Origin of the sequence: Pseudomonas sp. QL9, from assembly GCF_041409665.1 — a bacterium.
Classification (GTDB): Bacteria; Pseudomonadota; Gammaproteobacteria; order Pseudomonadales; family Pseudomonadaceae; genus Pseudomonas; species Pseudomonas knackmussii.
Map to the genome: position 1 here is coordinate 4,529,655 of NZ_CP166971.1, position 13,240 is coordinate 4,542,894.

A 13,240-nucleotide genomic window follows, 5' to 3' on the forward strand; every position below is an offset into this window, starting at 1 on the left:
GGCTGAGTGGCGTCAGAGTCCCTGCTCGTTGAGCCAGAGGTTGAGGGCGGCGAGCTGCCAGAGCTTCGAGCCGCGCAAGGGGGTGAGGTCGTCCTCCGGGCTGCCCAGCAGGCGGTCGATCTGCGCAGGCTCGAAGAGGCCGCGGTCCTGGCTCGGGTCGAGCAGCAGCTCGCTGATCCAGGCGCGCGTACGGCCCTGCAGGTGCTTGAGGCCAGGCACCGGGAAATAGCCCTTGGGGCGGTCGATCACCTCGGCCGGCAGCACGCGTCGCGCGGCGGCCTTGAGCACCTGCTTGCCGCCGTCGCCGAGCTTGAAGCGCGCAGGGATGCGCGCCGAGAGCTCGGCCAGGCGGTAGTCGAGGAACGGCACGCGGGCCTCCAGGCCCCAGGCCATGGTCATGTTGTCGACCCGCTTCACCGGGTCGTCGACCAGCATGACCGTGCTGTCCAGGCGCAGCGCCTTGTCCACCGGATCGGTCGCGCCGGATCCGGCGAAGTGCTCGGCGACGAAGGCCTGGGCGACATCCTCGACGCGCAGCGCCGGACGCACTGTCTCCAGGTACTCCGCGTGGGTGCGGTCGAAGAAGGCCGCGCGATAGCCGGCCAGCGGGTCGGCGGCTTCGGCGACGCGCGGATACCAGTGATAGCCGGCGAAGAGTTCGTCGGCGCCCTGGCCGCTCTGCACCACCTTGCAGTGCTTCGAGACTTCGCGAGCGAGCAGGTAGAAGGCGATGCAGTCGTGGCTGACCATCGGCTCGGTCATGGCGCGGAAGGCCGCAGGCAACTGGTCGATCACTTCGTGTTCGGCGATGCGCAGGCGATTGTGGCGCGTGCCATAACGGCGGGCGATGAGGTCGGAGTAGTGGAATTCGTCGCCGCGTTCGCCGCCGGCATCTTCGAAACCGATGGAGAAGGTCGGCAGTTCCTCCACACCGGCCTCGTGCAGCAGCGCGACGAGCAGGCTGGAGTCGACGCCACCCGAGAGCAGTACGCCGACCTCGCGGGCCGCGCGCTGGCGCAGGCGTACCGCGTCACGCAAGCCGTCGAGCACGCGTTCTTCCCAGTCATCCTGGGTCAGTTCGCGTTCTTCCTCGGTCGGGCCGTAATCGAGGCGCCACCAGCAGTGCTGCTCGACGCGTCCGACGCTGTCGATGCTCATCCAGGTCGCCGGCGGCAGCTTGCGCACGCCGGCCAGCAGCGTGCGCGGGGCCGGCACCACCGAATGGAAGTTCAGGTAGAGGTTCAGCGCCTCGGGGTCGAGCTGGGTATCGATACCGCCGCCCTGCAACAGCGCCGGCAGGCTGGAGGCGAAGCGCAGGCGCTTGGCGTCGCGGGTCAGGTAGAGAGGCTTGATGCCCAGGCGGTCGCGGGCGATGAACAGGCGCTGAGCGTCACGCTCCCAGATGGCGAACGCGAACATGCCATTGAGGCGCGGCAATAGATCCTTGCCCCAAGCGTGATAGCCTTTTAACAGTACTTCCGTGTCGCCGCTGGAAAAGAACCGATAGCCGAGGGCTTCCAGTTCGCGGCGCAACTCCGGGTAGTTATAGAGCGCGCCATTGAACACCAGGGACAGGCCCAGATCGGCGTCTACCATGGGCTGAGCGGAGCGCTCGGCAAGGTCCATGATCTTCAGCCGGCGGTGCCCGAAGGCGATCGGGCCCTGGCTGTGGAAGCCCCAGGCGTCGGGTCCGCGAGGGGAGAGGTGGTGGGTGATGCGCTCGACCGCTGCGAGGTCGGCGGGTTGTTTATCGAAACGAAGTTCTCCTGCTATTCCGCACATTGTCCTTACCGGTTCTCCGTTGGGGATGAATGGGGTCAGGCCGGGGCCTAATTGGTAGGTGGTAATTGACTGACACTTTCAGGTGGAAGTGGTTCTGAAGATTTTTAATGATCCTTTCTGGGCTCTGTGCGGGTGATTGCTTATGGCTGAAAGAGATTCGGCGAAGGATGACGCCTACAGGCTGTCCATGTTCCAGGCCTTGCGGCGGCTCCAGCAGGGCTGCGAGGTGCACGCCAAGCGCCTGAGCCGGCTGGGTGGGCTGACGCCATTGCAACTGCTGATCCTGCAGGTGTTGCAGATGGAGCAGGAGATCACCGCGAGCGGCCTGGCCAAGCAGGTGAGCCTCTCGCAGGCGGCCCTCTCCGGGGTACTCGACCGCCTGGAAAGCCGCGGATTACTGGCGCGGAGGCGCGATGAAAGAGATCGCCGCAAGCAATGGCTGCTGCTCGAAGATGCCGGCCGCGACGCGCTGCGCACGGCACCACCGCTGTTGCCCGAGTACGTGATGACGCGTTTCGCCGAACTGCCGGAATGGGAGCGCCATGCGGTGCTGGCCGGCTTGCTGCGTGCGGCCGAGTTGTTCGAGCTGCCGGAAGAGGAAGAGGAGTGATGTAGGAGCGGAGAGGTTCGCGCCTACGTCAGGCCAGCAGCTTCTGCGCCGCCAGGGAGAGGCTCACGACTACCAGCATTACAGCGAAGATGCGCTGCAGGGTGGCGCCACCCAGGCGCAATGCCAGGCGGTTGCCGAACAGCACGCCCAGCGCACCGCCGGCTGCGAGTGCGGCAAGCAGCGACATCGGCGGTTGCGCATGGCTGAGGTAGAGCAGGAAGCCGCCGCCCGAGACCAGGGCGATGCCGGCCATGGAGGTCGCGGTGGCCGCCAACATCGACAGCGGGGTGAACCACAGCAGCCCCGGCACTATCAGGAAGCCGCCGCCAACGCCCATCAGCCCCGAGAGCAGGCCCACCGCGAGACCAAGCGCTAGCAACGGCCCGTTGCGCGTCGCCGTGCCGGCCACCTTGGGCGTGCTCGAACCACGCCACATCCGCCACGCCGACCACAGCACCAGGGCGCAGAAGCCGAGGATCAGCAGCGCCTCGGGGATGAAGCGGCCCAGCCACTGGCCCAGGGCGTTGCCCGGCCAGCCGGCGAGGGTCAGCCACAGCAGGGGGCGCCAGGCCACCAGGCCCTGACGCGCACGGGGAATGGCGCCGATCAGCGCCGACAGCGCCACCGCGCCCAGGCTCACGCCGATGGCGTCGTGCAGCGGCATGTGCAGGCTGAGCAGCAGCGGCAGTGCCACCAGCGAGCCGCCGGCACCTGTGAGGCCGAGCAGCAATCCGAGGATCATGCCGATGGCAGCGGATTCGACGAGCAGGGCATCCATTCGCGTGGGAGGCTCCGGTGGTCCGGTTGCAGGTTGAGAGTCAGGCCTTCTGGCCGCGCACTACCTCACGCAGCAGGAAACGGTTCGGCAAGCAGGCCTCGGCGACCTTGCGCGGCAGCGGCAATGGCTCGCCTTCGATCCAGGCCGCGAGCAGTTCGCCGGAAAGCGGTGCGGTGATCAGTCCGCGCGAGCCGTGGGCGCTGTTCAGGTATAGCCCTTCGAGCCAGGGGCAGGGGACTTCCGGCACCTGGCGGGCATCCTTGCCCAGCACCGTATAGGCGGCGGCGAAGGCTTCGCGTTCGGCCAATGGGCCAATCAGCGGCAGGTAGTCCGGCGTGGTGCAACGGAAGGCCGCGCGGCCTTCCAGCGTGGCCGGGTCGAGCTTACCAGCGCCAAGGCGCGCGAGAAGGTCAGGGGAGATTTCTCGCAAAAGTTCGAGGTTGCCCTGGTGCTCTTCGACGGTCGGCTGCAGGTCGTCGTTGTGGAAATCGAAGCTGGCGCCGAGGGTGTGTTCGCCCAGGCGCGGCGGGGCGACGTAGCCTTCCGCGCAAACCACGGTGCGCAGGGCTGCGCTTTCGGCGTTGGCCGGCAGGCGGCTGATCTGCCCGCGGATGCGCTTGAGCGGCAGGCTCGCCGCAGCGGGGAAGGCACGCACTTCGGCGGCGGTGGCGAGCACCGCGACCGGCGCGATGGCCAGGCGTTGCTCGCCGCTCCAGGCGCTCCACTGCCCGTCCTCGCGCTGCAGGCGCACTTCATGGCAGGTCTGCACGCTGATGTTCGGATGGCTCGCCAGCGCCCGGCATAAGGCCGGTGGATGTACCCAGCCGGCTTCGGGGAAGTACAGCCCGCCGGCGGGCAGGGCGACGCCGGCGAAGGTTTCGGCTTGTTCCTGTGACAGGGCTTGCAGCAGGTTTTCCGGAAAGGCGTCGGCCAGTTGCGCCTGGCGCTTGCCCTCGGCTTCGTCGAAGGCCAGTTGCAGTACGCCGCAGGCATCCCAATCGCTGCCGCGTTGCAGGCGTTCGAGCAGCCGACGGGTGTGGCCGAAGCCGCTGACGATCAGGCGCGAGAGCGCGGTGCCGTGGGCCGAGAGCTTGAGGTAGAGCACGCCCTGGGGGTTGCCGGATGCTTCCATGGCCAGCTCGGCGTGACGTTCGATCAGGGTCACTCGCCAGCCGCGCCCGGCCAGGCTGGCGGCGCTGGCGCAACCGGCCAGGCCGCCGCCGATCACCAGGGCGTGGCGCTCGCCTGCTGCGCGCGGTGGGCGCGCATACCAGGGTACGGTCGCGCCTTCGGCGGGACCTTCGAAGGTGCCGACCAGCATCTCGCGTTTCTGCCCGAAGCCCTTGACCCGCTGCATGGCGAAGCCGGCTTCGATCAGGCCGCGGCGGACGAAACCGGCGCTGGTGAAGGTGGCCAGGGTCGCGCCGGGGGCGGACAGCCGCGCGAGTTGCTGGAACAGCGGCTGGGTCCACATCTCCGGGTTCTTCGCCGGCGAGAAACCGTCGAGGAACCAGGCATCGATGCTTGCGTCCAGCTCGGGCAGGCAGTCCAGCACGTCGCCCACCAGCAGGGTGAGGACCACGCGGCCGCCGGCGAACACCAGGCGCTGGAAGCCCGGATGGATGGCGTGGTACTGCGCCAGCAGCTGATCGCTCCAGGGCTGCAGGTCGTCCCAGAGGGCGAGGGCGCGGATCAGGTCGTCGTGGCGCAGGGGGAATTTTTCCACGCTGACGAAGTGCAGGCGGGCATCCGCCGGTGCCAGGGCTTCGAACAGGCGCCAGGCGCAGAGGAAGTTGAGCCCGGTGCCAAAACCGGTTTCGCCAATGCACAGGCAACCGCCGGCGGGGAGCGCGGCGAAGCGTCGCGGCAGCTGGTTGCCGTCGAGGAACACGTGGTGTGTCTCGTCCAGGCCCGACGCGCGGGAGAAGTACACGTCGCCGTAGACGCGCGAAAGCGGCTGGCCGTTGTCGTCCCAGTCGAGCTGGGCGCTGTGGAGGTCGGGCATGGGGGTTCCGGCAGTGAAGCGAAGGGCGCATTTTAGCCGATCCCCCGCACAGACAGCCTGCGTCACATCCGCTACTTTCAATGCATCCCGCAGTCAGGAGCGTATGCATGTTCGAGTCCGCCGAGATCGGCCATTCCATCGACAAGGAAACCTACGACAAGGAAGTTGCGGAGCTGCGCGAGGCGTTGCTCGAGGCGCAATACGAGTTGAAGCAGCAGGCGCGCTTCCCGGTGATCGTGCTGATCAACGGCATCGAAGGCGCCGGCAAGGGCGAGACGGTGAAGCTGCTCAACGAGTGGATGGACCCACGGCTGATCCAGGTCGAGAGCTTCCTGCGGCCCTCGGACGAAGAGCTCTCGCGGCCGCCGCAGTGGCGCTTCTGGCGGCGCCTGCCGCCCAAGGGGCGGATCGCCATCTTCTTCGGCAACTGGTACAGCCAGATGCTCCATGCGCGGGTCAACGGCGATATCAAGAGCGCTCGCCTGGATGCCGCCATCAGCGCAGCGGAGCGCTTCGAGCGCATGCTCTGCGACGAGGGCGCGCTGATCTTCAAGTTCTGGTTCCACCTGTCCAAGAAGCAGCTCAAGGAACGCCTGAAGGCGCTGGAGAACGACCCGCAGCGCTCCTGGCAACTGAGCCCGCTCGACTGGAAGCAGAGCGAGGTCTACGACAGGTTCGTGCGCTATGGCGAGCGCGTGCTGCGCCGCACCAGCCGCGACTACGCGCCCTGGTACATCGTCGAGGGCGCCGACGAGCGCTATCGCAGCCTCACTGTGGGGCGCACCATCCTCGAGGGCCTGCAGGCGGCGCTGAAGCACAAGGTGCGTCCGCAGCTGCAACCGCACACTGCGCCGCTGGTCGCCAGCCTGGACAATCGCGGGTTGATCGACAGCCTCGACCTGAGCCTGTCGCTGGACAAGGACCAATACAACCAGCAGATGGCCAAGGAGCAGGCACGCCTGGCCATGCTGATGCGCGACAAGCGCTTCCGCCAGCACTCGCTGGTGGCGGTGTTCGAGGGTAACGACGCTGCCGGCAAGGGCGGCGCCATCCGCCGCGTGACCGGCGCCCTCGACCCGAGGCAGTACCACATCGTGCCGATCGCCGCGCCGACCGAGGAGGAGCGCGCGCAACCCTATCTGTGGCGCTTCTGGCGGCACATGCCGGGGCGTCGGCAGTTCACCATCTTCGACCGCTCCTGGTACGGCCGCGTGCTCGTCGAGCGGGTCGAGGGCTTCTGCCCGCCTGCCGACTGGCTGCGCGCCTATGGCGAGATCAACGATTTCGAGGAGCAGCTCACCGAATTCGGCATCGTGGTGGTCAAGTTCTGGCTGGCGATCGACAAGGAAACCCAGTTCCACCGCTTCAAGACGCGCGAGGAAGTGCCGTTCAAGCGCTACAAGATCACCGATGAGGACTGGCGCAACCGCGACAAGTGGGACCAGTACGTCGATGCCGTGGGCGACATGGTCGACCGAACCAGCACCGAGATCGCACCCTGGACCCTGATCGAGGCCAACGACAAGCGCTTCGCGCGGGTGAAGGTGCTGCGCACCATCAACGATGCGCTGGAGGCGGCGTACAAGAAGGACAAGTGAGGAGGGACGAAGGATGGTCTATGTGCAGCGCAATGCGAACGGGCGCCTGGTGCGCGTGCAGCGCGAACCCTTCGAAGGTGCGCAGGGCCTGGCGGCCGACGATCCGGAAGTGCTTGCCTGGTTCAACGATGCGGCCCTGGATGCGCGCCTGCAGTCGCTGCAGCGTTCGGACCTGGAGCTGGTGCGGGTGCTGGAGGATCTGGTCACGGTGCTGGTCGATCGCGGTGTGATCCGCTACACAGACCTGCCGGAGGTGGCCCGGCGCAAGCTGGAGGCCCGCGCCAGCACACGGGCCAGCCTGGGCGGCCTGAGTTCGCTGGTCGATGAGGATGACGAGCGGCTGTTCTGACCCCGTTGTTGGCTTCAACGTAGATGACACGGTATCTACGGTTTCGGCGTGCTCTCTCCCCACGGCGCCGGTGGGCCGATCAGCCGGCCCATGGCGCCGTGGATGCCCATCTCGCGCAGCACGCGCAGTTCCCCTTCGCTTTCCACCATCTCGGCAATCAACGGCAGGTCGATGCTATTGGTTGCGCGGAACACCGCCTCGATGAACACGCGCTTGGAATCGTCCTGGTCGATGGAGCGGATGTAGCTGCCGTCCAGCTTCAGGTAGGCCAGGCCGAGGCGGGTGAGGTTGCCGATCAGGCTGAAGCGTCCGCCGAAGTGCTGCAGGCCGAGGTTTGCGCCGGTGTCGCGCACGGCTTGGCCGAGGCGTTCCAGTTCGGCCGGTGGCGGCAGGTAGCGCTCGTCCAGTTCCAGGGTCAGCAGGCCGGCCTGTTGCGGGTTGGCCTTGATGACGTCGAGCAGGCGTTGCAGGGCCTGGGGTTCGCGAATGCTCGCCGCCGACAGGCTCAGCGCCAGTGGCCGGGCATGCTGGGCCAGGTGGGCGAGGGCATGTTCGAGCATCGCCAGGTCGAAGCGCGCGGCCCAGCCGAAGCGCTCCACCCAGGGCAGGAACTGGCCGGCGGCCACGGCCTGGCCTTGCTCGTCGAGCAGGCGCGCCAGCACCTTGCTGTGCAATTCGCCACCGCCCTCGGCGCACGCGCGTACCGGCTGGAACCACAGCTGCAGCTGGCTCTTCTGCAGGGCCTGGTCGATCCAGCGGTGCCAGGCGTGGCTGTCCTGGGTGGTTTGCCCGCTGGATTGCTCCAGGCGGTGCCAGGGATGCTCCGCACTGCTTTGCGCCTGGGCCAGGGCCTGGTCGGCGCGACCGAGGATAGAGGCAGGTGCTTCGCCCGGCTGGAAGGCCGCGAGGCCCAGGTGCGCCACCGGATTGCAGTCGCTGGCGCCAGTGCGCTGCAGGCTTTCCAGTTGCGCGCTGAGGGTCTCCGCGAGGCGCTCGGCGCCCTGGCTGTCGAGGCCGGGAGCGAGCAGGGTGAATTCACCGCCGCGGCTGCGCGCCGCCAGCCAGTCCGGCGTGCCGTGCTGTTCGAGGCTGCGCTGCAGCAGCCCGGCCACTTCGCGGATCAGGGCGTCGGTGCGCTGGCCGCCCAGGCGCTGGTTGAGTCCGGCGAGGTCGTTGAGCCGCAGCAGCAGAAGGTAGCCGCCAGGGTGCTGCTCGCTGGGGGTCAGCTCAGCTTCCAGGCGAGCGTCGAACAGACGGCGGTTGGCCAGGCCGGAGAGGCTGTCCTGGTAGGCCTCCTCGCGCAGTTTCTCGCTGCGCGTGGCTTCCTCGGCGAACAGCGCCTTGAGCTTCTCGACCATCTGGTTCATCGCCTGCACCACCCGGCGCAGTTCCGGGGTGCGCGGCTCGCGCGGCAGGGTGAGGAACTCGCGGCGGGTGATCGCCTGGGCCTGCTGCACCATCTGGTCCAACGGCCGCAGCTGGGCGCGCAGCAGCCAGCCGCCGAGCAGGGCGCTGATCACTCCGCAGGCGAGCAGCCAGGCCAGGCTGCCGAGGGCGCTGTCCCACAGCCGCGACAGGGCGAACTGCGGATGGCTGACCACCTCGACCCGCGCGGCCTGGTCCCAGCCGCGCATGATCAGGGCATCGCCGCCTTCGGCCTTGAGGTTGACCAGGTGGGCGAACCAGCCCGGCACGCTGCCGGTGCCCGGGTCGGCCTTGCGCTCGACGATCACCTGGTTGTCGGGGATGCGCACCACGCGGATGCTGGCGAAGTAGCCGCTGTCGAAGATCGAGCTGACCATCAGCTCGATCATCGCCGGGTCGTCGACATGCGGGGTCAGCGACAGCCCCAGCGCGGTTGCAGCGTCCTGGGCATGGGAGCGCAACTGGCTGATGAGTTGCTCTCGGGAACTCTCCAGGCTGGTGGCGAAGCTACCGGCGAAGGCCACCACGAGGAACAGGCAGATGGCCAGGAAGAGTTGCTTGAGTAACGACATGCATGCCTCCTAGCGCGTCTCGTCGAGGATCAGGCCCTCGGCGCGCATCTTGGTCAACAGGTCCTGCCAGCGCGACAGCTGCTTGCTGCTGCCGGTGCGCTTGCCGCCGCCGGGGCCCGGCAGCCAGAGGCCTTCGGCATTGAAGGCGTAGACCGGGAGCAGGTCCGAGCGCTGGGAAGCGGGGCGGATCTGCGGGATCAGGTTGTCCAGCACCAGCGGCTCGCCGCCGGGCGTGGCGTAGTAGGTGAGCACCATGTGCGCCTGGTTCAGGCGCAGGGCCTTGACGTAGGTGATGCGCAGCTTGTCGCTGGGGATGCCGAGCTGGCGCAGGGTCACGTACTTGGCGATGGCATAGTCCTCGCAATCGCCGGCGCCCTTGTACAGCGCTTCTATCGGCGTGGCCCAGTAGTCGGTCTGGTGCCAGACGCTCATGTCGTCGCGGAAGGCGAGGCTGGCGTTGAAGAAGTCGTTGGCGGCCTTGAGCTTCGCGGACTCGTCGAGGTTCTGGCTGCGTTCGAGCAGCTCGCCCCAGTCGCGGATGCGCTGGCGTGCGGGGCCCAGGTCGCCCCATTGCTGTTCGGCGTTGCGGAGGATGGCGTCGAAGTCCCAGCCGGCCTGGCCGATGCTCAGCAGCAGGGCGCCGACGCACAGAACGACGAGGTTCCGGGCGGTGCTGTGCCATCTCCTGATGCCTGCGTACCGCGCCATCTGCCACGCCTCCGCGGTGGATGCGCAGAGTCTAGTGGCTCTCGGCCATTTCTGCCGATGCTCAGCCGAGGCGGCGGGTCTTCACGAGCAGGAGGATGTAGAGGCTGACCAGGACCGCGCTGGTCAGCATGAACACGCGGGCCCAGAGGTGCGGCAGCAGGTAGAAGGAAAGCCCGATGCTCGCCCACATCAGCGCCAGGGTATAGAGCTTGCCCTTGAGCGGGATGCCGTTGCCTTCGAGGTAGTCGGCGATCCACGGACCGAGCCGCGGGTGCAGCACCAGCCAGTCGTAGAAACGCTGCGAGCTGCGCATGAAGCAGGCGGCGGCGAGCAGTAGGAAGGGCGTGGTCGGGAGCAGGGGGAGGAAGATCCCGGCCACGCCCAGGGCAACGCTCAGCCAGCCAACGGCCAGCAACAGATAGCGCACCCAGGCGTGGCGATGACGGCGGATGGGCCGCGTCATCGACGGTGGATCAGTGCTGGCGGGGTTTGAGCAGCGCCGGCTTTTCTTCCGGAGCCTGGCAGAGCAGGAACAGGTTGGTCAGCAGTTCGGGGATCTGCGCGACCATGTCGTCCACCAGGTGGCGGTCGCGGGCGATCTCGTCGAATTCCGGCTGTTCGTCGAACAGGCCCGAACCGACCATGATCGGCAGCAGCAGCTCGCTGACTTCTTCCTCGGCCTGCTCGAACCACACCGCTTCACGCAGGAACACGCCTTCCATGAAGCCGATGCACCAGCCGCGGATATCGGAGTCGTCCGGCTCGTCGCCCAGGTAGGGTTCGCAGGGCAGCTCCAGCTCTTCGTCGCTGGCCAGCACACGGGTGATGTGCGCTTCGAGCTGTTGCAGGGTGCCCTCGATTTCCTCGCGCTCGGCGTCGCTGCGGTAGTGCGGCGGCTCGGCGAACAGGGCGTCGATCCACTCGCGCTCCGGGACCTGTTCCGGGCAGATCGCCAAGGCGGTCAGGTAACCGTGGGCCGCGATGTAGTCCAAGGCTTCCTCGTGCAGGTCATCGGCATCGAGAAAGGCTTGCAGGCGGGCCAGTTGGTCGGCGAAGGACATCGGTTACTACCTCGGCGGGAATTAGGAGCGGGATTGTAGTCCTTCCGCGCCCTGCGGGCCAGCAGCAGCGCGGGGTGGCGGCATTCGGCGAACGCTCCGCGACGGCTGACCGGGCAGCGCCTGGCCGCTTGCGTATAATGCGCGCCTCGATTCGGAGACCCCCATGCTCGACCAGGCACAGCGCATTCTCAAAGACGTATTCGGCTACGACGCCTTCCGCGGCAACCAGGCGCGCATCATCGAGCGCGTGGCCGGCGGTGGCGATGCGCTGGTGCTGATGCCCACCGGCGGCGGCAAGTCGCTGTGCTTCCAGGTCCCGGCGCTGCTGCGCGAGGGCCTGACGGTGGTGGTTTCGCCGCTGATCGCGCTGATGGAAGACCAGGTCGCCACCCTCGACGAGCTGGGCGTGCCGGTGGCGGCGCTGAACTCCTCGCTCAGCCCCGAGGCGCAGCGCGACATCGCCGCGCGCCTGGAACGTGGCGAGATCAAGCTGCTGTACCTTGCGCCCGAACGCCTGGTGCAGCCGCGCATGCTGGCCTTCCTGCAGCGCCTTAACATCGGCCTGTTCGCCATCGACGAGGCGCATTGCGTGTCGCAGTGGGGCCACGACTTCCGTCCCGAATACCTGCAACTGGGCCAGCTCGCCGAGCTGTTCCCGGACGTGCCGCGCATCGCCCTGACCGCCACCGCGGACATGCGCACCCGCGAGGAGATGATCCAGCGCCTGCACCTGCAGAACGCCGAACAGTTCCTCTCCAGCTTCGACCGGCCGAACATCTTCTACCGCATCGTGCCCAAGGAGCAGCCGCGCAAGCAGTTGCTGGGCTTCCTCAGCGAGCGTCGTGGCGACGCCGGCATCGTCTACTGCCTGTCGCGCAAGAAGGTCGAGGAGGTCGCCGAGTTCCTCTCCGGCCAGGGCTTCCCGGCGCTGCCGTACCACGCCGGGCTGTCCAACGAGCTGCGCGCGTTCCACCAGAAACGCTTCCTCAACGAAGAGGGGCTGATCATGGTGGCGACCATCGCCTTCGGCATGGGCATCGACAAGCCGAACGTTCGCTTCGTCGCCCACCTCGACCTGCCCAAGAGCCTGGAGGCGTACTACCAGGAAACCGGCCGCGCCGGCCGTGACGGCCTGCCGGCGGATGCCTGGATGGCCTACGGCCTGCAGGACGTGCTGTTGCTGCGGCAGATGATGCAGAACTCCGAGGGCGACGAACGCCACAAGCGCATCGAGCGGCACAAGCTCGAAGCCATGCTGGCGCTCTGCGAGGAAACGCGCTGCCGGCGCCAGGCGCTTCTGGCCTATTTCGACGAGCAGATGGCCAACCCCTGCGGGCACTGCGACAACTGCGTCGACGGCGTCGAGACCTGGGATGCCACCGAGCCTGCCCGCCAGGCGCTGTCGGCCATCTACCGCAGCGGCCAGCGCTACGGCGTCGGCCACCTGGTGGACATCCTGCTCGGCAAGGATACCGAGAAGGTGCGCAGCCTCGGCCACCAGCACCTGGCGGTGTTCGGCATCGGCAAGGCGCGCGCCGAAGACGAATGGCGGACCCTGTTCCGCCAGTTGGTCGCCCGTGGATTCGCCGACGTGGACCTGGAAGGCTTCGGCAGCCTGCGCCTGACCGAGGCTTGCCGCCCGCTGCTGCGCGGCGAGGAGACGCTGGCCCTGCGCCGCGATCCGAAGCCGCAACGGAGCAAGTCTTCGTCCTCCGGCGGCGCCAGCCCGGCCAGCCAGCTCGTGCGGGCCGAGGAACGCCAGATGTGGGAGGCCCTGCGCACCCTGCGACGCAAGCTCGCCGAGGAGCATGCGGTGCCGCCGTACGTCATCTTCCCCGATGCCACCCTGCTGGAAATGCTGCGCAGCCAGCCGCGCTCGTTGTCGGACATGGCCCAGGTCAGCGGCGTCGGCGCGCGCAAGCTGGAGCGCTACGGCCAGGCCTTCCTCGACGTGCTCACCGATTCCCCGGCGGCGCCCGCCACGCCGCCGGCGGACCTGCGTCACGAGCTGGTCAGCCTGGCCCGCGCCGGCATGACTCCGGCGCAGATCGCCCGCCAGCTGGATTGCACCGAGAAAAATGTCTACAGCCTGCTGGCCGAGGCCATCACCGCCCAGCAGCTGAGCCTGGAGGAAGCCCTGGACCTGCCCGAGGCGCTGCTGGCCGACGTGCAGGACGCTTTCCTCGAGGAAGACGGCGAGCTGCCGCCGGTGGCTGCGATCGCCGAGCGTTTCGCCGGTCGTGTGCCCCAGGGCGTGCTGTACTGCGTCCGCGCTGCGCTGCAGGCCGAGCTGGAAGCCTGACGGAAGCTGGCGAAGGTGCCGGCTAGAAAGGTCTTCAGAAATTACTGGCC

General features: G+C 67.8%; 11 protein-coding genes. 4 read left to right on the forward strand and 7 right to left on the reverse strand.

The genetic code is table 11. The annotated features are described in order from the left end of the window. Positions 1-12: 12 nt before the first annotated feature. Positions 13-1,782 carry an N-acetylglutaminylglutamine amidotransferase gene (locus ACA097_RS21150; protein WP_371365791.1) on the reverse strand — a complete coding sequence of 590 codons (1,770 nt, stop codon included), beginning with the start codon at positions 1,780-1,782 and terminating at the stop codon, positions 13-15. Positions 1,783-1,924: 142 nt separating this feature from the next. Here ACA097_RS21150 and ACA097_RS21155 point away from each other — a divergent pair, with 142 nt between their 5' ends. After that, positions 1,925-2,392, forward strand: coding sequence for a MarR family winged helix-turn-helix transcriptional regulator (locus tag ACA097_RS21155; protein WP_160287909.1), 468 nt, complete (start codon positions 1,925-1,927; stop codon positions 2,390-2,392). A 28-nt stretch (positions 2,393-2,420) separates the two neighbouring features. Here the strand turns inward: ACA097_RS21155 and ACA097_RS21160 are convergent, their stop codons facing one another. Then, positions 2,421-3,170, reverse strand: a complete 750-nt coding sequence (locus ACA097_RS21160) for a sulfite exporter TauE/SafE family protein (RefSeq protein ID WP_371365794.1) — start codon at positions 3,168-3,170, stop codon at positions 2,421-2,423. A gap of 40 nt (positions 3,171-3,210) precedes the next feature. Then, positions 3,211-5,175: a bifunctional tRNA (5-methylaminomethyl-2-thiouridine)(34)-methyltransferase MnmD/FAD-dependent 5-carboxymethylaminomethyl-2-thiouridine(34) oxidoreductase MnmC gene (gene mnmC, locus ACA097_RS21165; protein ID WP_371365796.1), complete on the reverse strand. Its 1,965-nt coding sequence runs from the start codon at positions 5,173-5,175 to the stop codon at positions 3,211-3,213. A 107-nt stretch (positions 5,176-5,282) separates the two neighbouring features. On the opposite strand from mnmC, the gene pap reads away from it, so the two are divergent. Both pap and ACA097_RS21175 read left to right on the forward strand, forming a co-directional pair. Continuing rightward, a complete protein-coding gene (gene pap, locus ACA097_RS21170; RefSeq protein WP_371365798.1) occupies positions 5,283-6,773 on the forward strand; it encodes a polyphosphate:AMP phosphotransferase in 1,491 nt (496 codons plus the stop codon). Between the two features lie 13 nt (positions 6,774-6,786). Beyond that, positions 6,787-7,122: a hypothetical protein gene (locus tag ACA097_RS21175; protein ID WP_043253906.1), complete on the forward strand. Its 336-nt coding sequence runs from the start codon at positions 6,787-6,789 to the stop codon at positions 7,120-7,122. A 35-nt stretch (positions 7,123-7,157) separates the two neighbouring features. On the opposite strand, the gene lapD is transcribed toward ACA097_RS21175, so the two are convergent. The 4 genes from lapD to ACA097_RS21195 form a co-directional block, all read right to left on the reverse strand. After that, positions 7,158-9,119, reverse strand: a complete 1,962-nt coding sequence (gene lapD / locus ACA097_RS21180) for a cyclic di-GMP receptor LapD (protein ID WP_371365800.1) — start codon at positions 9,117-9,119, stop codon at positions 7,158-7,160. Positions 9,120-9,128: 9 nt separating this feature from the next. Continuing rightward, positions 9,129-9,827: a cysteine protease LapG gene (gene lapG / locus ACA097_RS21185; RefSeq protein ID WP_371365802.1), complete on the reverse strand. Its 699-nt coding sequence runs from the start codon at positions 9,825-9,827 to the stop codon at positions 9,129-9,131. Between the two features lie 61 nt (positions 9,828-9,888). After that, on the reverse strand, positions 9,889-10,290 hold the full coding sequence (locus ACA097_RS21190) for a YbaN family protein (protein WP_043253900.1): 402 nt from the start codon (positions 10,288-10,290) through the stop codon (positions 9,889-9,891). A gap of 10 nt (positions 10,291-10,300) precedes the next feature. Beyond that, positions 10,301-10,888, reverse strand: coding sequence for a YecA family protein (locus ACA097_RS21195; RefSeq protein WP_043253898.1), 588 nt, complete (start codon positions 10,886-10,888; stop codon positions 10,301-10,303). A gap of 163 nt (positions 10,889-11,051) precedes the next feature. Here ACA097_RS21195 and recQ point away from each other — a divergent pair, with 163 nt between their 5' ends. Further along, positions 11,052-13,190 (forward strand): DNA helicase RecQ, encoded by a 2,139-nt coding sequence (gene recQ / locus ACA097_RS21200; protein ID WP_043253895.1) that lies wholly within the window; start codon positions 11,052-11,054, stop codon positions 13,188-13,190. The last annotated feature ends 50 nt before the right edge of the window (positions 13,191-13,240 follow it).